The sequence below is a fragment of the Leclercia sp. UBA1284 genome, from assembly GCF_002308415.1.
GTDB classification, from domain to species: Bacteria; Pseudomonadota; Gammaproteobacteria; order Enterobacterales; family Enterobacteriaceae; genus Enterobacter; species Enterobacter pneumoniae.
This window is the reverse complement of sequence record NZ_DBUS01000006.1, coordinates 146130-172511: the sequence shown is the minus strand read 5'-3', so window position 1 is coordinate 172511 and position 26382 is coordinate 146130. Positions and strand designations below refer to the sequence as shown.

Sequence of the window (26382 nt, the reverse complement as noted above, 5' to 3'; positions counted from 1 at the left end):
CGGTGTTTTACAGCGCTGCTTCGTCGGCTTCGCCCGTACGAATACGAATGACGCGTTGCAGTTCGGCAACGAAAATTTTGCCGTCGCCAATTTTGCCGGTGTAGGCCGCTTTGCTGATGATATCTATCACCTCTTCCAGCTGATCGTCGGCAATCGCCACATCAATTTTTACCTTTGGCAGGAAGTTGACGCTGTATTCCGCCCCGCGGTAGAGCTCTGCATGGCCTTTCTGACGACCAAAGCCTTTCACTTCGGTGACAGTCAGCCCCTGAATACCAATGGAAGACAGCGCTTCGCGAACGTCTTCGAGTTTGAACGGTTTGATTACCACGGTAACCAGCTTCATAAATCCCCTCCAGTCAGAATTCGGTAGTGGCTTCAGCTAACACGTAAGAGATATTGCAAGCGCTGTGCCAGAATTCTTAAAAGAGGAAAATTAGCTGGCCGACGCCGCGTAATCAGGAGGGATTGGCTAAGGGTAAGGCGTAACGAGGCGGGAGAGTGAGTAGCGCGAAAAAAAACGCACCATGACAGTGCAGGGTGCGTTTCATTTTTGCACCAGCAGTTTTACCTGTTAGTGCATTGCCTGTTTTTGGTGCGTCAGGCGCTGAGCGACTCCTCGCGAGTGCTGGCTTCCAGCTCCTCGCCCGCCAGCTGCAGCTGATACATCTGCCAGTAACGGCCTTTCGCCTCAAGCAGTTGCCGGTGAGTACCCCGCTCTACGGCCTGTCCGCGGTGCAGCACCAGAATGGTATCGGCTTCAACGATGGTGGAGAGTCGGTGAGCGATCACCACCAGCGTGGTCTGTTCACGAACCGCCGCCAGGGCCTGCTGGATGGCCTGCTCGGTGCCGGAGTCGATACTTGCGGTGGCTTCATCGAGGATCAGCACCTGCGGCGTCTCAATCAACACCCGCGCCAGCGCCAACAGCTGTTTTTGGCCTACCGACAAATTATTGCCCTGCTCTCCCAGCCGCGTATGGATGCCGTCATGTAAGCCCCGCGCCAGTTCAGCCAGCTGCACCTGCTCCAGCACGGCCCACACCTGCTCTTCGCTGTAATCACGCCCCAGCGTAACGTTGGCGAAGAAGGTGTCTGCCAGCACCACCGGATCTTGTTGCACCATCGCCACCCCTTTGCGCAGCGTGCTGTGGCTCAGAGTCGCCAGCGGACGACCATCAAGACGGATCTCCCCCTGCGTCAGCGGATAGTAGCCCATCAGCAGGCTGGCTAAGGTACTTTTACCGCTCCCGGTATGGCCCACCAGCGCCACAAAGCTGCGGGACGGAACGTGAAGAGTGATGTCCTGCAATACCAGACGATCGTCGCGATACGCAAAAGAGAGATTATCAATGGCGATATCGCCGCTTTGCAGCTCCCGGGTGTCACGGCCGTACATCTGACGCGGCCTGTCCATCAGTTCAAAGACCCGCTCGCCCGCGACAACCGCCTGTTGCAGCATTGATTGCTGCGTGGTGAGTTCGATTAGCGGTTCGTTTAAACGCCCAAGATAACTAATGAAGGCGTAGAGAACCCCCACCTGAATAGTGCCGTTGGCCCCCAGACCAAATTGCAGGAGCAAGCCACAGAGGATCAGGGCCGAAAAGAGGCTCAGCAACGGGCGCAGCAGGAAGCCATCCAGCCGCAGGGTCTGCATGCGCGCCATATAATGTGAACGGCTCGCTTCCCCCATCCGCTCACCAAAGCGCGCCTGCTGGCGGAACTGCTGGATCACACTCATACCATTAATGACTTCGTTAAAGCCGTCGTTAATGTCTGCCAGGTAGGCACGCACACGACGGACGATAGGCGTGCTGTAACGCTGGTAGATCATCATGACAATAAAGACGGCAGGGAAGATCGCGATCGCCACCAGCGCCATGCGCCATTCAAGGCTGAACATCGCCACCAGCATTGCCCCAATCAGCGCCGCGCTGCGCAGCACCGTGGAGACCACGGTGACGTAGAGATCGCGGATCACTTCCGTATCATTGGTTACGCGAGAGATAATCTGCCCCACCGGCTGGGTATCAAACTCGCTCAACGGCTGGCGCAGCGCAGCATCCATGACGTCGGTACGCAGTTGCTGGACCACGCCCACGGCGGCCTGGTTAAAGAGCAGCGATTGGGCATAGTGTAGACCGGCAGCCAACAGCTGCAGGCCGACGTAAGCCCCCCCCAGCCCGGCCACCAGGCCCAGCGGCAGGTAACTTTTTGCCACCATGTTGTCGATAAAATAGCTGATAAGCAGTGGCCCGCTCACTTCAGCGATCGCGGCGATCCACAGCATCACCACCGCCAGCGACAGCGGTTTTCGCCACGGCGAGCCGTAGGCCAGCAGCCGCTTCAGGATAGGCCACAACTGTCCAAAACTACGCATCGCTGGCCTCCTCATTCACTTCCGGCGCATCATCCAGCGCGGCTTCTAGCTGTTGATAGCGATACATATCGCGATACCATCCAGGTTGTTCTGACAACAGCTCGTGCTGCCCGCGCTGGGCAATATGCCCATGCTGCATCACCAGGATCTCACTCGCTTCAGTCAGGGCTGACAGGCGATGGGCGCTGATGATCACCGTGCGGCCTTCGCCCCACTGACGCAGGTTGTGCAGGATCTGATGCTCGGTACGCCCATCTACGGCCGATAGCGCATCATCCAGAATCAGGATTTCAGCATTTAACAACAGGGCACGGGCAATCGAAATGCGCTGTTTTTGGCCGCCAGAGAGCATCACGCCCCGCTCGCCCACCTCGGTTTCATAGCCCTGCGGCAGACGTAAAATATCCTCATGCACGCTCGCCAGACGGGCGACATGTTCAATCTCCTGCTGGGTGGCCTCAGGGCAGCCAAGCGCGATATTGCTGGCAACCGTATCGGAGAAGAGGAACGGCGTCTGGCTCACCACGGCCAGCCGGCTGCGCCAGCTATCCAGCTGCAGGCGGGTCAGGGGAATGTCGTGAAAACGAATATCCCCCTGGTCGATATCAAAATGGCGCTGAATCAACGATAGCAGGGTACTTTTGCCTGCGCCGGTCGGGCCGCAAATCCCCAGCATCTGTCCAGGACGCAGGGCGAAATGAACATTCTCAAGGGAGACCCGTTCGGCGTGCGGATAGCTGAACGAACGGATGGCGACCTTCAGCTCGCCACGCCCTTCCGGCACCGGCTCGCTCCCGTCATTTACCACCGGGGCCTCGGCGAGCATGTCGCGAATACGGCTATAGGCCGCGCTACCGCGCTCAACAATGTTGAACATCCATGCCAGCGCCAGCATCGGCCAGATCATCAGGCCAAGATACATGGCAAAGCTGGTGAGCTGACCGAGCGTTAACGAGCCCTGAACCACCATCCAGCTTCCGCCACCAATCGCCAGCATGTTCGCCATGCCGATAGCGATATAGATAGTGGGATCAAACCGGGCATCGATGCGGGCTACCCGCATATTTTTTGCGCCCGTATCGGCGGCATCGGCAGCGAAGAGCGACGATTGCCGGTCTTCCAGGCCAAAGGCTTTAATCATTCGAATACTGGTCAGGCTCTCCTGGGTGCGATCGTTCAGCGAGGAGAAGGCTGCCTGCGCCAGCTTAAAGCGCTCATGTAGCTGATCGCCATAACGTTTGATCGCCAGCGCCATGACGGGCATCGGCAACAGGGCCAGCAGCGTTAACTGCCAGCTGATCTGGGTCGACATCACTATCAACACCGCGCATCCCATCACCAGCGAGTCAACCAGGGTTAAGACCCCTTCTCCGGCGGCAAAGACCACGCGGTCTACATCGTTAGTGGCCCGGGCAATCAGATCCCCGGTGCGGTGACGCAGATAGAATTCCGGATGCTGACGGCTAAGCTGACGATAAAAATCTTCACGCAGTTCCACTGCTAATTGGTAGGACGCGCCGAATAACAGGACACGCCAGACATAGCGCAGCAGATAGACCACCACCGCCGTCAGCACCAGCGTGCCGATCCACATCAACACCCGTGCGGTGGTGTAATGCTGTTCCGTAACGCCATCCACCACGTACCCCACCACCTTAGGCGGAATAAGTTGCAGAATGGCAATGATAATAAGCAGGGCAACTGCGCCGAGGTAGCGTTGCCACTCCCGACGAAAATACCAGCTTAACTGAGCAAATAATCGCACGCGGTCTTTTCCTGAAGGTATTGTTCCGGCCAGGCCGGGAGGTTATTCAATGGGTAACGCTGTGGTGTATTTAATCTGTTCCATGGCGAAGCTGGAGGTGACATCCGACAGGCCGGGGACGCTGTTGACCAGCCGTTTGTAAAAGTCATCATACCGTTTCATGTCCGCCACCTGAACGCGCATCAGGTAGTCGTACTCCCCCGCCATGCGCCAGAAACCGAGCACTTCCGGCATGCCGGTCACCTCGCTCACGAACCGGCAATACCAGTCGCTACTGTGGTGCTGCGTTTTTATCAGCACAAAGGCGGTTAAACCAAGCCCCAGTTTTTCGGGATCAAGCAGTGCTACGCGGCCCAGCAAAATGCCCTCATCTTCCAGGCGTTTAAGGCGCTTCCAGCAGGGCGTGGTGGTCAGATTAACGGCATCCGCCAGCGCCTGCAAAGAGAGGGTGCAGTCACTTTGCAGTAATGAGAGTAGCTTACGGTCAATTTTATCTAGCATAGCGCCCCCACAGAGAAAATTTTTCTCCTTACATTCTATTTTAAAGGCCAGATAGCAACAATTTTTTCTGTGCTTTTCGCTATGCTGGGCACAAAATGACAAACGGATAATTACGATGAATAGCACCTGGGTTAAACATGCCATCAGCGAAATCAACGCCGACTATCAGCGCTCGGCAGATACCCATCTCATTCGCCTTCCGCTGCCGGGGTTTGCCGGGATTCAGCTCTACCTGAAAGATGAAAGCACTCATCCGACCGGCAGCCTGAAGCATCGCCTCGCCCGCTCGCTGTTTTTATATGGCTTGTGTAACGGCTGGATAAAAGAGGGTACCCCTATTATTGAGTCCTCGTCGGGATCTACCGCCGTGTCAGAGGCGTATTTCGCCCGCCTGCTGGGCCTGCCGTTTATCGCCGTGATGCCCGCCTGTACCGCAAAGCGTAAAATTGAACAGATCGAATTTTATGGCGGCCGCTGCCACTTTGTTGAGAGCGCCTGCGAAATCTATGCGGCTTCAGAGATGCTGGCCCACGAGCTGCACGGCCATTATATGGATCAGTTCACGTATGCTGAACGTGCCACCGACTGGCGCGGTAATAACAACATTGCCGACAGTATATTCCGCCAGATGCAGTGCGAGCCGAACCCGGTACCGACCCACATCGTGATGAGCGCCGGTACCGGCGGTACCTCGGCAACGATTGGTCGCTATATTCGCTGCCAGGGCTATGACACCCGCCTGATGGTGGTGGATCCGCAAAACTCCGTGTTCCTTGATTACTGGCAGAGCCGGGATAGCAGCCTGCGCAGCCCGGTGGGCAGTAAAATCGAAGGGATTGGCCGCCCGCGCGTCGAGCCTTCCTTTATTCCCGATGTGGTAGACGAGATGCTGCGCGTGCCGGACGCCGCCAGCGTAGCCACTGCACATTGGCTGGAATCCCAACTGGGGCGTAAGGTCGGTGCCTCAACCGGCACCAACATGTGGGGAGCGTTACAGCTGGCAGCCCGGATGCGCGACGCGGGCCAGACCGGTTCCATAGTGACTCTGCTGTGTGACAGCGGCGAGCGCTATCTCGACACCTATTATAATGCGGAGTGGGTTGCCGCGAACATTGGCGATATTTCAGCCTGGCAGCAAGAGATTGCCCGGCTCGTGAAATAAAAAAAGCCAGACGGACGTCTGGCTTGCTGGAAGGGTCTCACTATTCGGGGGAATAAGGAAGATTTGGTGTGTCCAGCCAATGGGTTAAATAGTGGGACACGGCTTCGTTGCGGCAGTGTCCAATAATCGGGAGGTGCGAAAGCTCAGCAATCAGCTGCGGCATCGCATTGCCCATAATCAATCCGCGACCAACGCTGCCCAGCATCTCGCGGTCATTCATGGCATCGCCAAACGCCATACACTCCTGCAGGGTAAGGCCCAGGTGATCGCTCAGCACCGCCAGGGCAGAGCCTTTGTTACATCCCACCGGCAGCACCTCGAGACAATATTCTGCGGAGAAGGTGAGATGCGCCCTCTCGCCCAACGCCTCGTTCAACTGAATGCGCAACCGACACAGATCCTCATGATCGCCGCAGAAACAGATCTTCGTCACGGCATAGGCGGGAAGACGACGCAGGTCAGTTAGCTGATAATGAAAACCGCTGTAAGCATGAGCGTGCAGCAGTTCGGGGATTTCCCTGTTGGTAAACCAGCCATCATCATTAAAGACGTGAATACTGGCCTGAGTATCCCAGGTGCTGTGCAGAACGATATCCGCCACCTGCGGATCAAGATCCTGACGGTGGAGTTCCTCCCCTTCCAGCGAGTGAATACGCGTCCCGTTGCCGGTGATCAGAAACGCATCCAGCGAGAGTTTACCCATCAGATGGCGCATCTCCAGCGCGTGGCGGCCTGTGGCAAACGTAAGAGTAATATCACGCTCACGCAGGCGCTTAAGTGCGCTCAGGGTTTTTTCACCTAAACGGTGATCCGGCATTAATAGCGTACCGTCCATATCGAATGCAGCCAGGCGAGCCATGCGTACTCCCGAAAGTGTGATGCGTTTAACTTGTGGATCAGTATCACCTGAGATATACGGAAGTAATACTGAATAGTTAAATAATATTGTTCCGGGTTTTCTATGCGCCTTCTTAACCGTCTTAATCAGTATCAACGGCTCTGGCAGCCTTCAGCCGGGGCGCCGCAGCAAGTGAGCGTGGCTGAGCTGGCCGGCCGCTGTTTTTGCAGTGAACGGCATGTGCGTACGCTATTGCGACAGGCGCAGGAGGCGGGCTGGTTGAGCTGGACGGCACGGCCAGGGCGCGGTAAACGCGGCGATCTGCTCTTCCATGTTACCCCCGACGCGTTACGCAACGCGATGATGGAAGAGGCGCTTCAACGTGGTCATCAACAGACGGCTCTGGAATTGGCGCAGCTGGCGCCGCAGGATCTACACACACTGCTGCAGCCCTTTATGGGCGGTCAGTGGCAGAACGATACCCCAACGCTGCGTATCCCTTACTACCGCCCACTGGAGCCGCTGCAGCCGGGCTTTTTACCGGGGCGTGCAGAGCAGCACCTGGTGGGACAGATCTTTTCCGGTATCACCCGGTTTGACGACACGAGCAGCGAGCCGGTTGGCGATCTGGCACACCACTGGGAGATCGCCCCCGATGGCCTGCGCTGGCATTTTTACATCCGCTCAACCCTGCACTGGCATAACGGCGATAAGGTCGAGACCGCGCAACTGCAAAACCGCCTGGCGCTGCTGCTTGCCCTGCCCGCGCTACGTAAGCTGTTTAACAGCGTATCGCGCATTGAGGTCACCCATCCTCAATGCCTGACCTTTATTCTGCATCAGCCCGATTACTGGCTGGCGCATCGGCTGGCGAGCTACTGCAGTCGGCTGGCCCACCCCAACATGCCGCTCATCGGCTGCGGTCCGTTTCGACTGGCGATCTTCGGGCCTGAGCTGGTGCGAATTGAAAGCCATGAGCAGTACCATCTTAGCCACCCTCTGCTGAAAGCGATCGAGTACTGGATTACCCCGCAACTCTTTGAGCAGGATCTGGGCACCAGCTGTCGCCATCCCGTACAGATCGCGATTGGCGAACCCGATGAACTTGCCAGCCTGCGGCTGGTGAGCAACAGCATTAGCCTGGGATTTTGTTATCTGACCTTGCGCCAGAGTTCGCGGCTGAGCGAACTGCAGGCCCGTCGTCTTATTCAAATCATTCATCACACCGCGCTTTTGCATACGTTACCGCTGGAAGAAAATTTGATTACACCGGCAAACGAGCTCTTGCCGGGCTGGGCCATTCCCGAGTGGCCCGACGCGCAACAGACGGCATTACCAGAAACGCTGACCCTCGCCTACCACCTGCCCGTGGAGTTACACACTATGGCAGAGCAGCTCAGGCGCTATCTGGCACAGCAGGGTTGTCAGTTGCACATTATCTTTCACGATGCCAAAACCTGGGATGGCTGCGGCGTACTGCCCCAGGCCGACATCATGATGGGCGACAGGCTTATTGGCGAGGCACCAGAATACACGCTTGAGCAGTGGCTACGCTGCGATGTGCTGTGGCCGCAATTACTGAGTCCGGCCCAATATTCCCATCTTCTGGCTACGCTGGATGCAGTACAGGCGCAGCCCGCCGCCAGCGCTCGTCACTCAGCGCTAAAAGCGGTCTTCGCGGGTCTGATGGAGAGCGCCGTGCTGACCCCTCTCTTCAATTATCACTACCAGGTAAGCGCGCCGCCGGGCGTAAACGGTATTCGACTCAACCCGCGCGGCTGGTTTGAATTTACCGAAGCCTGGCTGCCGGCACCGGGAACGTGAAGAAGCTGGTCGCCGCTGCCTGCCCGCGTTACCATTGCGTTTTACACCGTTAACGTTGGGAAGAGATATGAAACGTGCCGTCGTCGTCTTTAGCGGAGGACAAGATTCCACTACCTGCCTGGTTCAGGCGCTACAGCAATATGATGAAGTTCACTGCGTCACCTTCGATTATGGTCAACGCCACCGCGCTGAAATCGATGTCGCCCGTGAACTGGCCATCAAGCTTGGCGCCCGTGCGCACAAGGTGCTGGACGTCACTTTGCTGAACGAACTGGCGGTCAGTAGCCTCACGCGCGATAGCATCCCGGTGCCAGACTATGAACCCGATGCCAGTGGCATTCCCAATACCTTCGTCCCGGGGCGTAATATTCTCTTTCTGACCCTGACCGCGATTTATGCTTATCAGGTTCAGGCCGAAGCGGTGATTACCGGCGTGTGTGAAACCGATTTTTCTGGCTACCCCGACTGCCGCGATGAATTTGTTAAAGCCCTCAACCATGCGGTGAGCCTGGGCATGGCGAAAGAAATTCGCTTTGAAACGCCGCTTATGTGGCTCGACAAAGCCGAAACCTGGGCGCTGGCAGACCACTGGGGCAAGCTGGAGATGGTGCGCAATGAAACCCTCACCTGCTATAACGGCATTAAGGGCGATGGCTGTGGCCAGTGCGCGGCCTGTAACCTCCGGGCAAACGGCCTGAATCAATACCTGGCGAACAAAGCCGGCGTGATGGCTTCGCTGAAAGCGAAAACCGGGCTGCAGTAGTTCCGGACTCGCCGGGTGAAATCCCTCACCCGGCAGGTTTCCACTTTATTTGATCAGCTTTTCCAGTTTTTCCCGCAACTCCCCTTCCAGCGGCAGCGCTTTTTGTGTCTTCAAATCGATACAGACGAAAGTGATCAGCGCATCCGCTACGTTTTGCCCTTCGGGCTCCAGCGTCACGACCTGGCTCAGGACTCCGCTTTTGCCGTTGAGTTGCTGCACCTGACTGGTTACGGTAAGTAGATCGCCCAGTACGGCCGGGCGGCGATAATTGATGTTAATATTCACCACTACAAAGGCGATGTTGTGCGCCGTTAGCCACTGAAAGCTTTCGCTGTTTTCCAGCCCATCCCACCGCGCCTCTTCCAGAAATTCGAGATAGCGGGCGTTATTGACGTGCTGATAAACGTCCAGATGAAAACCACGTACTTTGATTTGAGTCTGCATAGCGCAATAGCCTTTATTGTCTATTTATAGGATCAGAGGTCATAACTGGTATGACCTCTTTATCCTGGCAAACTTTTGCCACCGTGCAAGAAAAAACTCAGAGTTTTAGGTTCGCCAGATTACGCTCAACCAGCGCGCTTCCCATGCCGGGCACCTGCTTCAGGTCATCGACGGTTTTGAAGGGGCCGTACTCTTCCCGGTAGCTTACAATCGCCTGCGCCTTCTTCAGACCAACGCCGTTGAGAATCCGGGCCAGCTCTTCAGCTGGGGCGCTATTGATACTGACTTGTCCATCTGCACTCTCCGTCGCTTTTGCCGGGGCCGCTGCGGCTGGTGCAGTCTTACTCTGCGGTGAGGCGACGGGGGCCGCCTGCAGAGAGACGCTAGTGGATAGACCGGCGAAAGCCAGGGCAATACAGAGAGCTTTGATTCCACGTTTCATACTGTTTCTCCTTGTTTGTTAACAGCCAGGCCACGATAGCCGGACGCTAACAAACGAACAAACAGCAGATGGCAGAAATGGAAAAGGCCGCGTAAGCGGCCTTTGAGAGTTGCAATGCGTTGCGTAAATTTGCGAGCAACGCTGAAATTATTGCTGCTGAGTTATGACATCGCCCAGCTTAATTTTGGCTTCTTTGCGCAGGTTGCTCATCAGCGCTTCGAAAGTGATCTGGGCATTGTTCTGGGTGATCCCCTGAACCATCGCCTTTTTCTGCGCTTCCGGCAGGGTGCCAGACTTCACTTCATCCAGAGCCAGAATAACCACGTTGCCCTGCATATCGCTTGCAATACCAAAGCTCGGTTTATCTTTCGCCGGCTGGCTCAGCGCAAAGGCTGCCTGGCTAACAGGATCCTGACCGGTACGGCTCAGGGTTTTGGCTTCACCGAAGCTCAGACCAGCCGCCTTCAGCGCCTCGTCGCCTTTCCCTGCTTTCAGCTCAACCAGCAGTTTCTCAGCATCCAGTTTGGCCTGCTGCTCTGCTTTGTTGTGCTGAACTATTGCCGTGATCTGATCTTTCACTTCCGCCAGCGGTTTAATCGCTTCTGGTTTATGCTCAGCCACGCGTAAAACGAAGGCACGATCGCCGTCAACGGTAATGATGTCGGAGTTGCTGCCCGGCGTGCCGTTCTCACCCACCAGGCCACCGTTGAAGATAGCGTCTGATACAGGTTTGAAGTTCAGCTCTTCTGGCAGATTGTTACGACCAAACCAGCCCGTGGTCACCGCTTTGGCACCGGCAGCCTGCTCCGCGCCCGCCAGCGACTCGTTATCGTTGCTTGCGGCATCGCTCACTTTCTGCTGCAGCGCGTAGAAGGCATCCAGCGCTTTTTCTTGCTTCACTTTGGCGGCGATATCATCACGCACTTCGGTCAGCGGTTTCGTTTTAGCAGGCTCAACGTCGTCCAGGCGGGCAACCAGGAAGCCTACAGAAGATTTGATCACCCCTGAAAGTTGGCCTTTCTCTTTCAGACCGGCGTTTTTCAGCTCTTCTGGGGTGGTGCCCTCTTCCAGCCAGCCCATATCGCCGCCGTTTTTCGCAGAGATGATGTCGGTGGATTTTTCTTTGGCAATGGCGGCAAAGTCTGCGCCTTTGTTCAGTTCGTCCAGCACGGCTTTCGCATCTGCTTCCGTTTTAGTCTGGATCACGCTGTAACGGTTACGCTGAGGCTGAGTGAACTGATCCTGATGCTGATCGTAGTAAGACTGAATATCGGCATCCGACGCATTTTCCTGCATCGCCGCGGCGTCCAGCTTAATGTAGCTGATGCGGAACTGCTCAGGTGCGGTGAAGTTATTTTTGTTCTGCTCGTAGTAAGCGTTAACTTCCTGCTCGCTCACCTTTTGCTTCGCGGCCAGAGCGTTAACGTCGAAAGTGGCTTCGCGAACAATTCGCTGTTGTGCAACAAGTGCCGCCAGCTCGTCGGTTTCGCCTTTCAGCATGAAATCGCTACCCACGATGGCGTTGATTAGCTGCTGCGTCGTCAGCTGATTGCGAAGCGCTTGTGCGTATTGGTCGGCTGACATGCCCATCTGGCCAATAATGGCGTTGTAGCGGGTGTTATCAAACTTGCCGTCGGTCTGGAAAGCAGGGGTTGTGAAAATCACTTTTTTCACTTGATCATCGCTGATACCCAGGCCGAGATTGTGGGCGTACTGATCAAGCAGCGCTTCGTCGATAAGACGGTTCAGCGTCTGCTCACGCAGCGTTTTCATATAACCTTCGTTTGCTGCCAGCTCAGAGAACTGATCGCCCAGTTGCTGCTGCATACGGTTACGTTCATTGGCAAAAGCGTTCTCAAACTGCCCACGGCTAATTTCCTGGTCATTCACTTTTGCGGCATAGTTTGCGCTACCGCCAATCAGATATCCGCTTACGCCGGTCAAAATGAACGACAAAATAATGATACCGAAAATAATCTTGAGCACGAGACTGTTAGCAGCCGTGCGTAAGTTGTCCATCATGGTGTGACCACACTCCGCTGTAGGTGACTGGTGACCTGACGCTGGCGGAAATCCTGACCGCAGCGCGTAAAAATGTATTGTGACAAGAAAACAGGGCGATTGTCAGCCCACAACTCGCAGAAACTCGCAGAAAACAGTCCTGGACAAACAAAAAAGGCACATCAAATGATGCGCCCTTGGAGATGTCGAATTCCCTGAAGCAAAAAAGCAATCAGTTTACTGCGTCTTTCAGCGCTTTACCTGCACGGAAACCTGGAACTTTAGCGGCAGCGATGGTGATTTCTTTGCCGGTCTGAGGGTTGCGGCCAGTACGGGCAGCACGCTCTTTAACAGCAAAAGTACCAAAGCCTACCAGCGCTACGTCGTCTCCGGCCTGCAGAGATTCGGTAACAGAAGCAATCAGAGCATCTAACGCACGTCCAGCCGCAGCTTTAGAGATATCGGCACCCGCAGCAATTTTGTCAATCAGTTGAGATTTATTCACTCTTCTCTTCCTCTCTTTATAATTTATATCGCGCCTGAATCCTTCACAACGCGACCGCGCAGCAGTTATATCAGGCCTGCCATAACCTTACAACACCCGTTGTTGATGGCTGACCTAATCAGCAATCTAAATTAGCTATACAAAAAAAGGCTGGCAAGCCCGAAATGGCTCACCAGCCTTGTTTTTATTGACGCTCTTTGCGCGAGGTCACTATTTTGCCGTTACAACCTGCATTCCGGAGGGCTCATTCTGCAGTGCTAATGTCAGAACCTCTTCAATGCGTTTCACCGGATGGATATCCAGATCGGCAATAACGTTATCTGGAATTTCTTCCAGATCGCGCTTGTTCTCGTAAGGAATAAGCACAGTTTTAATACCACCGCGGTGGGCTGCCAGCAGTTTTTCTTTCAAACCACCAATCGGCAGAACCTGGCCACGCAAAGTGATCTCACCGGTCATGGCCACATCAGCACGTACCGGGTTACCAGTCAGGCAGGAGACCAGAGCAGTACACATCGCGATACCGGCGCTTGGACCGTCTTTCGGCGTAGCCCCTTCCGGTACGTGAACGTGGATATCGCGTTTTTCGTAGAAGTCCGGATTAATACCCAGTTTTTCCGCGCGCGCGCGCACCACGGTCAGCGCCGCCTGGATGGATTCCTGCATCACTTCACCCAGAGAACCGGTATAAGTGAGCTTACCTTTGCCAGGCACGCAGGCAGTTTCGATGGTCAGCAGATCGCCGCCCACTTCCGTCCACGCCAGACCGGTGACCTGGCCCACGCGGTTTTCGCTATCCGCGCGACCGTAGTCGTAGCGCTGAACGCCGAGAAACTCATGCAGGTTTTCACCGTTAATCTCAATCTGCTTCGCGGTTTTATCCAGCAGCAGTTGTTTGACCGCTTTACGGCACAGTTTTGAGATTTCACGCTCCAGGCTACGGACACCCGCTTCACGGGTATAGTAACGAATGATGCCAATAATGGCGCTATCGTCGACCGTCAGTTCGCCTTTTTTCAGGGCGTTGCGCTCAATCTGCTTCGGCAGCAGGTGGCGTTTGGCAATGTTCAGCTTCTCATCTTCGGTATAACCAGAGAGACGGATCACTTCCATACGATCCAGCAGCGGTGCCGGAATGTTCATGGAGTTGGAGGTCGCCACGAACATCACATCGCTCAGGTCGTAGTCCACTTCCAGATAGTGATCGCTGAAGGCCACGTTCTGTTCTGGATCAAGCACTTCCAGCAGAGCGGACGCCGGATCGCCACGCATGTCCGAAGACATTTTGTCGATCTCATCAAGCAGGAAAAGTGGGTTTTTCACCCCCACTTTTGCCATCTTCTGAATCAGTTTGCCTGGCATGGAGCCGATATAGGTACGACGGTGACCGCGGATTTCCGCTTCATCACGTACCCCACCCAGCGCCATTCGCACATACTTGCGCCCGGTTGCCTGGGCGATGGACTGGCCCAGAGAGGTTTTACCCACCCCCGGCGGCCCTACCAGACAGAGAATTGGCCCTTTGATTTTATTCACACGGCTCTGGACCGCGAGATATTCAAGGATGCGATCTTTGACACGTTCGAGGCCATAGTGGTCGGTATCAAGGATTTCTTGCGCCTGGCGCAGATCTTTCTTGACCTTGCTACGGGTATTCCATGGCACCTGAACCATCCACTCAATGTAGCCGCGCACCACAGTGGCTTCGGCGGACATTGGAGACATCATTTTCAGCTTCTGCAGCTCGGCTTCCGCTTTCTCTTTTGCCTCTTTCGGCATTTTCGCGGCGTCGATTTTACGCTTCAGGGCTTCGTTTTCGTCCGGCGCGTCGTCCATCTCGCCAAGCTCTTTCTGAATAGCCTTCATCTGCTCATTCAGGTAGTACTCACGCTGAGATTTCTCCATCTGCTTTTTCACGCGGTTGCGAATGCGCTTTTCCACCTGCAGCAGATCGATCTCGGATTCCATCATCGCCATCAGATATTCCAGACGTTCATTAACGTCGGACATCTCCAGCACGGACTGTTTGTCAGCCAGCTTCAGCGGCATGTGCGCAGCGATGGTATCCGCCAGACGCGCAGGATCGTCGATGCTGTTCAGCGACGTCAGCACTTCTGGTGGGATTTTTTTGTTCAGCTTGATATAGCCTTCGAACTGGCTAATGGCGGTGCGTACCAGCACCTCCTGCTCACGCTCGTCAAGCTGCGGTGAGTCAAGATACTCAGCCTTAGCAGAGAAGTGTTCGCCATCATCAGACAAAGTGGTAATACGCGCACGCTGCAGGCCTTCGACCAGCACCTTGACGGTGCCGTCAGGCAGCTTCAGCATCTGCAAAATAGAGGCCACGGTCCCGACGGTGAAAAGATCATTTACACCCGGCTCATCCGTTGATGCTTCTTTCTGCGCAACCAGCATGATTTTTTTATCATGATCCATGGCGGCTTCAAGACAACGGATAGATTTTTCCCGCCCTACAAATAAGGGTATGACCATGTGCGGATAAACCACCACATCGCGCAGCGGCAATACGGGGATTTCAATGCGTTCAGAACGCTCAGGATTCATAGAGCTCTCTCTTAGTTTAGTGTCCGCCAGGTAATCAGGCTGCGTGACTGTGCTTCACCCAACCATTAACATGTAATCCAGTATATGGGGATGTTTCCCACACATTCAACGTCATGAATACGGAAAAATAAAAGGGGGGATAAAATCCCCCCTTTTTGATTAACTGATTGTATGAGTTGGTGAATTATTCGCCAGACGCCTGCTGCGCTTCTGGTTTGCCATAAATCAGCAGCGGCTTGGTTTGGCCTGCAATCACGGACTCATCGATAACCACTTTCTCGACCTCTTCCATAGAAGGAAGGTCGTACATGGTATCAAGCAGCGCGGCTTCAACGATTGAACGCAGACCACGGGCACCGGTTTTACGGGCCATGGCTTTCTTGGCAATCGCATCCAGCGCTTCGTCACGGAACTCCAGGTCAACCCCTTCAAGGTTGAACAACGCCTGATACTGTTTCGTCAGGGCGTTTTTCGGCTCTTTCAGGATCTGAATCAGCGCGTCTTCGCTCAGCTCGCTCAGTGTCGCCACAACCGGCAGACGACCGATGAACTCAGGGATCAGACCAAATTTGATCAGATCTTCTGGCTCAACCTGCGCTAACAGCTCACCTTCGTTCGCTTTTTCAGATTTTCCTTTCACCGTGGCGCCAAAACCAATACCAGAGCCGGTTTCTACACGGTGTGAGATCACTTTATCCAGACCGGCAAACGCACCGCCACAGATGAACAGGATCTTGGAGGTATCAACCTGCAGGAACTCCTGCTGCGGATGTTTACGGCCACCCTGCGGCGGAACCGCAGCCACGGTACCTTCGATCAGTTTCAACAGAGCCTGCTGAACCCCTTCACCGGACACATCGCGGGTGATGGACGGGTTATCGGATTTACGCGAGATTTTGTCGATCTCATCGATATAAACGATACCGCGCTGGGCTTTCTGCACGTCGTAATCGCACTTCTGCAGCAGCTTCTGAATAATATTTTCAACGTCTTCACCCACGTAACCAGCTTCGGTCAGGGTGGTGGCGTCCGCCATGGTGAACGGAACATCCAGCAGGCGCGCCAGCGTCTCTGCCAGCAACGTTTTACCGGAACCCGTTGGTCCAATCAGCAGAATGTTACTTTTACCCAGTTCAACACCATTGCTGGTGTCGCCATTACGGAGACGTTTGTAGTGGTTATACACCGCCACAGCCAGGACTTTCTTGGCCTGTTCCTGACCGATGACATAGTCATCAAGGTGATGACGGATCTCATGCGGTGTCGGCAACGCGCTGCGTTCACGATGCGGAGCAACTTCTTTAATCTCTTCGCGAATGATGTCGTTACATAAATCGACACATTCATCGCAGATATACACGGACGGCCCGGCAATCAGTTTGCGCACTTCATGCTGGCTTTTGCCGCAAAAAGAGCAGTACAGCAGTTTGCCCGAACCATCTTTGCGTTTATCTGTCATGAGTCAAAACCTCTTTTTAAGTTCTTTGTGCCGCACATGACGACGCAAATGCCATTCTGAGACGCATGCTTCTAATGAAGCAAAATGCCGCCCTACCTTAGTATAGCGGCACACGCGCGCCGTGGGCATCAATTACGATGGGTCAAAATGGAGTCGACTAAGCCGTACTCAACTGCCTCTGATGCGGAGAGGAAGCGATCGCGCTCGGTATCACGCTCGATCTGCTCTAAAGATTGACCCGTGTGGTGCGCCATAAGTTCATTCATGCGCCCTTTTACTTTCAGGATTTCACGGGCGTGGATTTCAATATCCGTCGCCTGACCCTGGTAGCCGCCCAGCGGCTGGTGAATCATCACGCGGGAGTTCGGCAGGCAGAAGCGCTTGCCTTTAGCGCCAGCCGTCAGCAGGAAAGCACCCATTGATGCCGCCTGGCCCATACAGATGGTGCTGACGTCCGGTTTGATGAACTGCATGGTGTCATAGATGGACATGCCAGCAGTAATGACACCGCCTGGAGAATTAATATACAGGTAAATGTCTTTTTCCGGGTTTTCCGCTTCCAGAAACAGCATCTGCGCTACGATCAGGTTAGCCATATGGTCTTCCACCTGGCCGGTCAAGAAGATAACGCGTTCTTTCAGCAGACGGGAATAGATATCAAATGAACGTTCACCGCGCGATGTCTGTTCAATAACCATTGGCACCAACGCCATGTGGGGTGCAAAGTTATCTCGTTCGCCACTGTATGACATGTCCGTCTCCTGGATAAAAAATGAAAATACCTGCTGTACTGATTGTAACCTTGTGGACGGATTATCAGCCAGTCTCTTTAATACTACTTTCCCACAAATGGGGGTGGCATCGCCCTATTTCAAGCATAACAATCTTTTGCTGTTACGCTAACACTGAAAGGGCGTTTTAGCACTCTTCCTGGGCTATTAGTGTGATAAAAAAAACCCGCCGCCGGAAGGCAACGGGTTTTTGTACAAACTTTAAACAAACGCGGCGGAATTACGCCTGCTGGTTCATCAGTTCGTTGAAAGAAGTGGCTTTTTCAGTCACTTTAGCTTTTGCCAGAACGGCTTCTACAGCCTGCTCTTCCAGAGCAACATTGCGCATGTTGTCCATCAGCTCTTTGTTCTTACCGTAGAACTCAACCACTTCTGCTGGATCTTCGTAAGCGGAAGCCATCTCTTCGATCAGGCCTTTTACGCGCTCTTCGTCAGCTTTCAGCTCGTGGGTACGAATCACTTCGCCCAGCAGCAGGCCAACAACAACGCGACGTTTCGCTTGCTCTTCGAACAGTTCACGTGGCAGTTCCAGCGCTTGTTTCTCGTTACCACCGAAACGCTGAGCAGCCTGACGACGCAGAACGTCGATTTCGCTGTCGATCAGGGCTGCAGGGATATCGATTTCGTTCGCTTTAACCAGACCGTCGATCGCCTGAGACTTAACGCGGTTACGCACGGCGCCTTTCAGCTCGCGCTCCATGTTTTTACGCACTTCAGCACGCAGACCCGCTACGGAACCATCTTCAACGCCGAAACGTTTGATGAACTCTTCAGTCAGCTCTGGCAGTTCACGCTCTTCCACTTTCTTCAGGTTGATCGCGAATTTCGCTGCTTTACCTTTCAGGTTTTCAGCGTGGTACTCTTCCGGGAAGGTCACGTCGATGGTGAACTCTTCACCAGCTTTGTGGCCTTTGATACCGTCTTCAAAGCCTGGGATCATACGACCCTGGCCCATAGCCAGTACGAAGTCAGACGCTTTACCGCCTTCGAACTCTTCGCCGTCGACAGAACCGCTGAAGTCTACGGTGACGCGGTCTTCTGCATCAGCAGCGCCGTCTTTGTCTTTCCAGGTTGCCTGCTGCTTACGCAGGGTGTCCAGCATGCCGTCAACGTCGGTATCGGTCACTTCAACAACCGGTTTTTCAACTTCGATGGATTCCAGACCTTTCAGCTCAACTTCCGGGTAAACTTCGAACTCTACAGAGTAGGTGAAGTCTTCGCCCAGTTTGTATTCGCCCGGAACATAGTTCGGTGCGCCAGCTGGATTGATTTTTTCTTTGATGATGGCGTCGATAAAGTTACGGCTCATCAGCTCGCCCAGCACGTCCTGACGTACAGAAGCGCCATAACGCTGAGCAACAACATTCATTGGGACTTTGCCCTTACGGAAGCCGTCAATACGGACTTTTTTCGCGACGTTGACCAGCTCGCTCTTAACAGCGTTTTCGATGCTGTCAGCAGCGATAGTAATCGTTACACGGCGGCCAAGGCCTTGAGTGGTTTCAACTGAAACTTGCATCTTGTTACCTCAAAAAAATCACAGTGCTCGGTCAACTCTGAATCTGTCAGTTTGCCGGGATGCTCTCTTAGTGCAGATTCACATTCCCTGTCGCCAGAATCATCCCGAAGACATACATTAAGACGCGGCATTATAGCGGCATCACTTAGGTGAGTCGAGAACGGTTGCCGCATGTTGCTGCGGCTTTTTTCACAATTTCTGGCTATTTTTCGCCTAAAAATCGCGTCACCGGTTCAAAACCCGGACAAAACAAAACGGCCCGCAGGCCGTTTTGACGTAATCTTTATGCAACATACTGGAAAAGCTCCCGCTGTTGCAAACGGGATTTACTACGCGATAGTCCCGGCTCCACGGCACGGTGGCGACGCGAAGATGGTATCCTGCAAGCCCTTCCACTCCTTAATAGTGTAAGTGTGCAGCGCCAGCGCATGTACGGTAGATGAAAGCTCCTCCGTCAACGTACCGTAGATCATACGATGGCGATTAAGGAACCGCTCACCGGCAAAACGATCGCTCACCAGCACCACTTTGAAATGGCTTTCGGAGCCTGCCGGTACGTTATGACGATAGCTCTCGTCGACGACTTCGAGGAACACGGGTTCGAACGCTGCCCTTAATTTATCTTCGATCTGTTCACGTATCATCATGAAATTACTCCTCCGACAACGCTGAGATGTCACCCATCCCTTTAAATGTTAGCCGCTTTTACCGCTTGCATAACAAGAAGACAACAAAAATTTAGCTTTCGTCTGATTTTCTCATTCAAAGGGATGAAGTCCTATAAGAGACTCATGCGTTTTGCCCCAGGGGCATAAGGAATTGTGTTCAGGTGGTCAGATTTCAGTCAAGACGATGAATTTACATGCGTTGACCACTTCCCCTCGCCGTTGGCGATGTTATGATGGCGGCAATTTTTGTCTATTTATGCTTACGATCCGTAGAGACCCCGAACATGTTAAAAAAACTCCTTTTCCCGCTTGTCGCACTTTTCATGCTGGCCGGCTGCGCCACACCGCCAACCACAATTGACGTTTCGCCAAAAATTTCCCTGCCGCAGCAGGATCCAAGCCTGATGGGCGTGACCGTAAGCATCAATGGTGCTGACCAGCGCCGCGACCAGGCTCTGGCGAAAGTGACCCGCGATAACCAGCTGGTTACCCTGACCGCATCCCGCGACCTGCGCTTCTTGCTGCAGGAAGTGCTTGAGAAGCAAATGACCTCTCGCGGCTACATGATTGGCCCAAGCGGTGCGGTGGATCTGCAGATTATCGTCAACAATCTGTATGCCGATGTCTCTCAGGGCAACGTACGCTACAACATCTCCACCAAAGCAGATATCGCCATCATCGCAACCGCGAAGAACGGCAATAAGATGAACAAAAACTACCGTGCAAGCTATTCCGTTGAAGGCGCCTTCCAGGCCACCAACAAGAATATTGCCAATGCGGTTAACAGCGTGCTGACTGACACCATCGCCGATATGGCGCAGGACACCAGCATTCATGAATTCATCAAACAGAACGCGCGTTAATTCTGTTCACTGACCCGGCACTTCGCCGGGTCAGTTCTCATTGCATACATGTCCAGCCAATACTTACGCATTTTCCAGCAACCTAAATCAGCAATTTTGCTGATCCTCGGCTTCGCCTCCGGTTTGCCCCTCGCATTGACCTCCGGCACCCTGCAAGCCTGGATGACGGTTGAGAATATCGATCTTAAGACTATCGCCTTCTTCTCTCTGGTCGGCCAGGCTTACGTCTTTAAATTCCTCTGGTCGCCAGTGATGGACCGCTACACGCCGCCGTTGCTCGGTCGTCGCCGGGGCTGGCTGTTGATAACGCAGGCGCTGCTCTTACTGGCCATCGCCGGGATGGGTTTTCTTGATCCCTCTTCACAGCTACGCTGGATGGCGGCGCTGGCGGTGGTCATCGCCTTCTGCTCGGCGTCGCAAGATATTGTCTTTGATGCCTGGAAAACCGACGTGCTGCCTGCAGAAGAGCGCGGGGCAGGCGCGGCGATCAGCGTTCTGGGCTATCGGCTGGGAATGTTGGTATCTGGCGGACTGGCGCTCTGGCTGGCTGACCGTTATCTCGGCTGGCACGGCATGTATTGGCTTATGGCCGCGTTAATCATCCCCTGCATGATCGCCACCCTACTCGCGCCCGAACCAGACGATATTATTCCAGTGCCACGCACGCTCGAGCAGGCCGTGGCCGAGCCGCTACGTGACTTCTTTGCCCGTAATAACGCCTGGCTGATCCTGCTGTTGATTGTGCTCTACAAACTGGGCGATGCGTTTGCCATGAGCCTCACCACCACCTTTCTTATTCGTGGCGTCGGTTTTGATGCCGGCGAAGTAGGCGTGGTGAATAAAACCCTGGGGCTGATCGCCACGATTGTGGGTGCGCTGTACGGCGGAGTTTTGATGCAGCGTTTAACGCTATTCCGTGCACTGCTGATCTTTGGCATTCTGCAGGGCATCTCCAATGCGGGTTACTGGCTACTGTCAGTGACCGATAAGCAGATGATGAGCATGGCAGCCGCGGTCTTCTTTGAAAATCTGTGCGGCGGTATGGGCACAGCTGCCTTTGTGGCCCTGCTGATGACGCTGTGCAACAAATCCTTTTCAGCCACCCAGTTTGCCCTGCTCTCTGCCCTTTCGGCGGTTGGCCGGGTATACGTCGGCCCGCTGGCAGGCTGGTTCGTTGAAGCGCACGGCTGGCCTCAGTTCTATCTGTTCTCAGTTATCGCCGCCGTTCCCGGGTTGATCCTTTTGCTAATTTGCCGCCGTTCACTGGAATATACCCAGCAAACGGAGCAATTCATGCCGAGAAGTGACTTCCCTTCCGCGTACCGTTTTGCTCTGCGCATGCTGATGGCCGGCTGTGCGTTACTCGGCGTTTGGCTGCTGGTGCTGATCGTCAATGCACTCACCACGCTCGCCTTGCCGATGGCCGATCTTCTGCTCGACGTAGGTGCCCTACTGGCGGTGACGGGTATCCTTATCGGTGCGGTGCTGGATTACCTGGCGCTGTGCAGACATCAGATGGCCTAATCCAGAAGAAAAGGTTATTTGCCGTTGTAATAACAGTGTGAAATTATAACGGCAAATAACCCTGGTGAATGAAAAAATATATTTGTTGTTTCGTGCGCAATAGAAATTTGGAAATTACTGGAAGCGATAATAAACTCTATTTTCCATTAAACGATTCAGCTGATGAAAGTTTAATTTATCGTTTTTTAAATGTCCTTTTATTGATAATCATTTGTTAATTATTTGTGTGTTTTTTGCAATGGTTATACCAATTCCCCGCCTGGCACCGGTTTCAGAAACTGTTTCGTTATAAAGCCCATAACACGCGACTTTTGTCTTAAAATTAGACACGTTTTGCAACACATGTGACATGTGCGGCAGAACCCGGTAACACCTTCCTGACACAGGGCTAATGATGTTTACAGTAATGTAACCTTCCCGTAAAATGCCCCCACACTTTAAACGCCACCAGGTCCCCGTGGAATTGAGGTCGTTAAATGACACTTAGGAAATACAATAAAGGTTTGGGATGGTTGTCGTTAATTGCAGGCACTGTTTTACTCAGTGGCTGTGATTCTGCACTTCTAGACCCCAAAGGACAGATTGGACTGGAACAACGTTCCCTGATTCTGACGGCTTTCGGCCTGATGATGATCGTCGTTATTCCTGCCATTTTGATGGCAGTTGGTTTCGCCTGGAAGTACCGTGCGAGCAATAAAGATGCGAAGTATAGCCCTAACTGGTCACACTCCAACAAAGTTGAAGCTGTGGTCTGGACGGTTCCTATTCTGATCATCCTGTTCCTCGCTGTGCTGACATGGAAAACCACTCACGCACTCGAGCCAAGCAAACCGCTGGTTCACGATGAGAAACCTATTACCATTGAAGTGGTCTCCATGGACTGGAAATGGTTCTTCATCTACCCGGAACAGGGCATTGCTACCGTGAATGAAATCGCCTTCCCGGCGAACACTCCGGTGGAATTCAAAGTGACCTCGAACTCCGTGATGAACTCCTTCTTTATTCCGCGTCTGGGTAGCCAGATTTACGCGATGGCCGGTATGCAGACTAACCTGCATCTGATCGCGAATGAAGCAGGCACCTACGATGGTATCTCCGCCAGCTACAGTGGCCCAGGCTTCTCTGGTATGAAGTTCAAAGCCATTGCCACTCCTGACCGCGCCGCCTTCGACCAGTGGGTTGAAAAAGCGAAGCAGTCTACGAACACCATGTCTGACATGGCGGCATTCGAAAAAGTGGCAACACCTAGCGAATATAACAAGGTGGAGTACTTCTCTGACGTGAAACCGAATTTGTTCAAAGATGTGATTGGCAAATTTATGGATCATGGCAAGAGCATGGACGTGACCCAGCCTGAAGGTGAGCATAGCTCGCACGAAGGGATGGAAGGCATGGACATGAGCCACGCGGAAACCGCTCACTAAGGGGCCGAGGAAGAAAATGTTCGGAAAATTGACACTGGATGCAGTGCCGTACCATGAACCCATTATCATGGTTACGATTGCTGCAATTATCATTGGTGGTGCGGCTTTAGTTGGCCTGATCACTTACTTCGGTAAGTGGAGCTACCTGTGGAATGAGTGGCTGACTTCGGTTGACCACAAAAAACTCGGTATCATGTACTGCATCGTCGGTATCGTCATGTTAATTCGTGGCTTTGCGGATGCGATCATGATGCGTAGCCAGCAGGCGCTCGCCTCTGCTGGTGAAGCTGGCTTCCTGCCACCGCACCACTACGATCAGATCTTTACCGCTCACGGCGTTATCATGATCTTCTTCGTGGCGATGCCGCTGGTAATCGGTCTGATGAACGTTGTAGTACCGCTGCAAATCGGTGCGCGCGACGTTGCTTACCCGTTCCTGAACAACCTGAGCTTCTGGTTCACCGTTGTTGGCGTAATCCTGGTAAACCTGTCACTGGGTGTGGGCGAATTCGCGCAGACCGGCTGGCTGGCCTACCCGCCGCTTTCGGGAATTGAGTACAGTCCTGGTGTCGGTGTTGATTACTGGATTTGGGCGCTTCAGCTCTCCGGTGTCGGTACGACCCTGACCGGTATTAACTTCTTTGTGACGATTATCAAGATGCGTGCCCCTGGCATGACCATGTTCAAGATGCCGGTATTTACCTGGGCATCTCTGTGCGCCAACATCCTGATTATTGCCTCCTTCCCAATTCTGACTGTCACCGTCGCGCTGCTGACCCTGGATCGTTATCTGGGCACCCATTTCTTCACGAACGATATGGGTGGCAACATGATGATGTACATCAACCTGATTTGGGCCTGGGGTCACCCGGAAGTGTACATCCTGGTTCTGCCAGTGTTCGGTGTCTTCTCCGAAATCGCAGCAACCTTCTCTCGTAAACGCCTGTTTGGTTACACCTCGCTGGTGTGGGCAACCGTGTGTATTACCGTTCTGTCGTTCATCGTTTGGCTGCACCACTTCTTCACCATGGGTGCGGGCGCGAACGTAAACGCCTTCTTCGGTATTACCACAATGATTATCGCCATCCCGACCGGGGTGAAGATCTTCAACTGGTTGTTCACCATGTACCAGGGCCGTATCCAGTTCCACTCAGCGATGCTGTGGACTATCGGCTTCATCGTGACCTTCTCCGTTGGTGGGATGACCGGCGTACTGCTGGCGGTACCGGGTGCAGACTTCGTACTGCACAACAGTCTGTTCCTGATTGCCCACTTCCATAACGTAATCATCGGCGGTGTGGTCTTCGGTTGCTTCGCAGGTGTGACTTACTGGTGGCCAAAAGCGTTCGGTTTCACCCTGAACGAAAAATGGGGTAAACGCGCCTTCTGGTTCTGGATCATCGGCTTCTTCGTTGCATTTATGCCGCTGTACGTGCTGGGCTTCATGGGTATGACCCGTCGTCTTAGCCAGCAGATTGATCCACAGTTCCACCCAATGCTGATGATTGCAGCAGGCGGTGCGGTACTGATTGCCTGTGGTATTGCTTCTCAGCTGATTCAGTTCTACGTCTCTATTCGCGACCGCGACCAGAACCGTGACCTGACCGGTGACCCATGGGGTGGCCGTACGCTGGAGTGGGCAACCTCTTCTCCACCTCCGTTCTATAACTTCGCCATTGTGCCGCAGATTCATGAGCGCGACGCATTCTGGGAAATGAAAGAAAAAGGTGAAGCGTACAAGCAACCAGCACATTACGAAGAGATCCACATGCCGAAAAACAGCGGTGCGGGCATTGTGATTGCCGCCTTCGCTACGGTATTTGGTTTCGCAATGATCTGGCACATCTGGTGGCTGGCGATTGTTGGCTTTGCTGGCATCGTAATTAGCTGGATTGTGAAGAGCTTTGACGAGGACGTGGACTACTACGTACCAGTCCGTGAAGTTGAAAAACTGGAAAACCAGCATTTCGACGAGATTGCTAAAGCGGGGCTGAAAAATGGCAACTGATACTCTGGCGCACTCAACTGCCCATGCGCATGAACACGCGCACCACGATACAGGACCGATGAAAGTTTTCGGTTTCTGGATCTACCTGATGAGCGACTGCATTCTGTTCTGCTGTCTGTTCGCAACCTATGCCGTTCTGGTGAACGGCACAGCGGGCGGCCCGACCGGTAAGGACATCTTTGAACTGCCGTTCGTTCTGGTTGAAACCGCACTGCTGCTGTTCAGCTCCATCACCTACGGCATGGCCGCTATTGCCATGTATAAAAACAACAAGAGCCAGGTTGTCTCCTGGCTGGCGTTGACCTGGTTGTTTGGTGCGGGCTTTATCGGGATGGAAATCTATGAATTCCATCACCTGATTGCTGAAGGTTTCGGCCCGGATCGTAGCGGCTTCCTGTCCGCGTTCTTCGCGCTGGTGGGTACCCACGGTCTGCACGTAACCTCAGGCCTGATCTGGATGGCGGTACTGATGTTCCAGGTATCCCGTCGTGGCCTGACGAGCACCAACCGCACCCGTATTATGTGCCTGAGCCTGTTCTGGCACTTCCTGGATGTGGTTTGGATCTGTGTGTTCTCTGTTGTGTATCTGATGGGGGCGATGTAATGAGTCATTCTAACGATCATGGCGCTTCCCATGGCAGCGTAAAAACCTATATGACAGGTTTCATCCTGTCGATCATCCTGACGGTTATCCCCTTCTGGATGGTGATGAGCGGTTCTGCTTCTAAGCCGGTTATTCTGGGCGCAATCCTGGTGACCGCGGTGATTCAGATTCTGGTGCATCTGGTTTGCTTCCTGCACATGAACACCAAGTCTGATGAAGGCTGGAACATGACGGCCTTCGTCTTTACTGTGATTATCATCGCAATCCTGGTAGTCGGCTCCATCTGGATCATGTGGAACCTCAACTACAACATGATGGTTCACTAAGAGCGGC

Annotated in this window: 23 protein-coding genes; 9 read left to right on the top strand and 14 right to left on the bottom strand. The window is 53.8% G+C overall.

What is annotated here, in order from left to right; all coding sequences use genetic code 11:
• Positions 1–7: 7 nt before the first annotated feature.
• The 4 genes from glnK to B3511_RS04040 all read right to left on the bottom strand — a co-directional run bounded on the left by glnK (position 8) and on the right by B3511_RS04040 (position 4645).
• The gene (glnK, locus tag B3511_RS04055) at positions 8–346 is read right to left on the bottom strand and encodes a P-II family nitrogen regulator (RefSeq protein WP_040076890.1); all 339 of its coding nucleotides are present in this window, start codon (positions 344–346) and stop codon (positions 8–10) included.
• A 254-nt stretch (positions 347–600) separates the two neighbouring features.
• Positions 601–2379: a SmdB family multidrug efflux ABC transporter permease/ATP-binding protein gene (locus tag B3511_RS04050; RefSeq protein ID WP_286777582.1), complete on the bottom strand. Its 1779-nt coding sequence runs from the start codon at positions 2377–2379 to the stop codon at positions 601–603.
• The gene (locus tag B3511_RS04045) at positions 2372–4144 is read right to left on the bottom strand and encodes a SmdA family multidrug ABC transporter permease/ATP-binding protein (RefSeq protein ID WP_046884448.1); all 1773 of its coding nucleotides are present in this window, start codon (positions 4142–4144) and stop codon (positions 2372–2374) included. Before B3511_RS04045 ends, B3511_RS04050 begins: the two co-directional genes overlap by 8 nt.
• A 42-nt stretch (positions 4145–4186) precedes the next feature.
• On the bottom strand, positions 4187–4645 hold the full coding sequence (locus B3511_RS04040; protein ID WP_040076894.1) for an Lrp/AsnC family transcriptional regulator: 459 nt from the start codon (positions 4643–4645) through the stop codon (positions 4187–4189).
• A 115-nt stretch (positions 4646–4760) separates the two neighbouring features.
• Between B3511_RS04040 and B3511_RS04035 the strand changes: the two genes are divergently transcribed.
• Complete coding sequence (locus B3511_RS04035; RefSeq protein WP_040076895.1) at positions 4761–5807, top strand: PLP-dependent cysteine synthase family protein; 1047 nt, start codon at positions 4761–4763, stop codon at positions 5805–5807.
• Positions 5808–5847: 40 nt separating this feature from the next.
• On the opposite strand, the gene cof is transcribed toward B3511_RS04035, so the two are convergent.
• Positions 5848–6666, bottom strand: a complete 819-nt coding sequence (gene cof, locus B3511_RS04030; protein WP_263616385.1) for an HMP-PP phosphatase — start codon at positions 6664–6666, stop codon at positions 5848–5850.
• A gap of 102 nt (positions 6667–6768) precedes the next feature.
• Here cof and B3511_RS04025 point away from each other — a divergent pair, with 102 nt between their 5' ends.
• Entirely contained in the window at positions 6769–8469 is a 1701-nt protein-coding gene (locus B3511_RS04025; RefSeq protein ID WP_286777581.1) for an SgrR family transcriptional regulator, read from the top strand.
• A gap of 67 nt (positions 8470–8536) precedes the next feature.
• Positions 8537–9232 (top strand): 7-cyano-7-deazaguanine synthase QueC, encoded by a 696-nt coding sequence (queC, locus tag B3511_RS04020; RefSeq protein WP_046884451.1) that lies wholly within the window; start codon positions 8537–8539, stop codon positions 9230–9232.
• Between the two features lie 45 nt (positions 9233–9277).
• On the opposite strand, the gene B3511_RS04015 is transcribed toward queC, so the two are convergent.
• The 9 genes from B3511_RS04015 to bolA all read right to left on the bottom strand — a co-directional run bounded on the left by B3511_RS04015 (position 9278) and on the right by bolA (position 19605).
• Positions 9278–9676 (bottom strand): YbgC/FadM family acyl-CoA thioesterase, encoded by a 399-nt coding sequence (locus B3511_RS04015; protein WP_040076900.1) that lies wholly within the window; start codon positions 9674–9676, stop codon positions 9278–9280.
• Between the two features lie 97 nt (positions 9677–9773).
• Positions 9774–10118 (bottom strand): helix-hairpin-helix domain-containing protein, encoded by a 345-nt coding sequence (locus tag B3511_RS04010; RefSeq protein WP_212477020.1) that lies wholly within the window; start codon positions 10116–10118, stop codon positions 9774–9776.
• Positions 10119–10265: 147 nt separating this feature from the next.
• Positions 10266–12140 carry a peptidylprolyl isomerase gene (ppiD, locus tag B3511_RS04005; RefSeq protein ID WP_212477022.1) on the bottom strand — a complete coding sequence of 625 codons (1875 nt, stop codon included), beginning with the start codon at positions 12138–12140 and terminating at the stop codon, positions 10266–10268.
• Positions 12141–12351: 211 nt separating this feature from the next.
• Complete coding sequence (gene hupB, locus B3511_RS04000) at positions 12352–12624, bottom strand: nucleoid-associated protein HU-beta (RefSeq protein WP_002444653.1); 273 nt, start codon at positions 12622–12624, stop codon at positions 12352–12354.
• Positions 12625–12834: 210 nt separating this feature from the next.
• A complete protein-coding gene (gene lon / locus B3511_RS03995; RefSeq protein WP_046884454.1) occupies positions 12835–15189 on the bottom strand; it encodes an endopeptidase La in 2355 nt (784 codons plus the stop codon).
• A gap of 184 nt (positions 15190–15373) precedes the next feature.
• On the bottom strand, positions 15374–16648 hold the full coding sequence (gene clpX / locus B3511_RS03990) for an ATP-dependent protease ATP-binding subunit ClpX (RefSeq protein ID WP_040076904.1): 1275 nt from the start codon (positions 16646–16648) through the stop codon (positions 15374–15376).
• A 128-nt stretch (positions 16649–16776) separates the two neighbouring features.
• The gene (clpP, locus tag B3511_RS03985; RefSeq protein ID WP_003021624.1) at positions 16777–17400 is read right to left on the bottom strand and encodes an ATP-dependent Clp endopeptidase proteolytic subunit ClpP; all 624 of its coding nucleotides are present in this window, start codon (positions 17398–17400) and stop codon (positions 16777–16779) included.
• Between the two features lie 259 nt (positions 17401–17659).
• Positions 17660–18958: a trigger factor gene (gene tig, locus B3511_RS03980; RefSeq protein WP_046884455.1), complete on the bottom strand. Its 1299-nt coding sequence runs from the start codon at positions 18956–18958 to the stop codon at positions 17660–17662.
• Positions 18959–19287: 329 nt separating this feature from the next.
• A complete protein-coding gene (gene bolA, locus B3511_RS03975; RefSeq protein ID WP_040076908.1) occupies positions 19288–19605 on the bottom strand; it encodes a transcriptional regulator BolA in 318 nt (105 codons plus the stop codon).
• A 305-nt stretch (positions 19606–19910) separates the two neighbouring features.
• Between bolA and B3511_RS03970 the strand changes: the two genes are divergently transcribed.
• The 6 genes from B3511_RS03970 (at position 19911) to B3511_RS03945 (ending at position 26375) form a co-directional block, all read left to right on the top strand.
• Positions 19911–20489, top strand: a complete 579-nt coding sequence (locus B3511_RS03970) for a lipoprotein (RefSeq protein WP_040076910.1) — start codon at positions 19911–19913, stop codon at positions 20487–20489.
• A 48-nt stretch (positions 20490–20537) separates the two neighbouring features.
• The gene (gene ampG / locus B3511_RS03965) at positions 20538–22013 is read left to right on the top strand and encodes a muropeptide MFS transporter AmpG (protein WP_286777580.1); all 1476 of its coding nucleotides are present in this window, start codon (positions 20538–20540) and stop codon (positions 22011–22013) included.
• Positions 22014–22489: 476 nt separating this feature from the next.
• Complete coding sequence (gene cyoA / locus B3511_RS03960) at positions 22490–23437, top strand: cytochrome o ubiquinol oxidase subunit II (RefSeq protein WP_040076912.1); 948 nt, start codon at positions 22490–22492, stop codon at positions 23435–23437.
• Between the two features lie 16 nt (positions 23438–23453).
• Positions 23454–25445 carry a cytochrome o ubiquinol oxidase subunit I gene (gene cyoB, locus B3511_RS03955; RefSeq protein WP_046884457.1) on the top strand — a complete coding sequence of 664 codons (1992 nt, stop codon included), beginning with the start codon at positions 23454–23456 and terminating at the stop codon, positions 25443–25445.
• Positions 25435–26049 (top strand): cytochrome o ubiquinol oxidase subunit III, encoded by a 615-nt coding sequence (locus tag B3511_RS03950; protein WP_040076915.1) that lies wholly within the window; start codon positions 25435–25437, stop codon positions 26047–26049. Before cyoB ends, B3511_RS03950 begins: the two co-directional genes overlap by 11 nt.
• Positions 26049–26375, top strand: a complete 327-nt coding sequence (locus B3511_RS03945; protein WP_040076916.1) for a cytochrome o ubiquinol oxidase subunit IV — start codon at positions 26049–26051, stop codon at positions 26373–26375. Before B3511_RS03950 ends, B3511_RS03945 begins: the two co-directional genes overlap by 1 nt.
• Positions 26376–26382 lie beyond the last annotated feature (7 nt).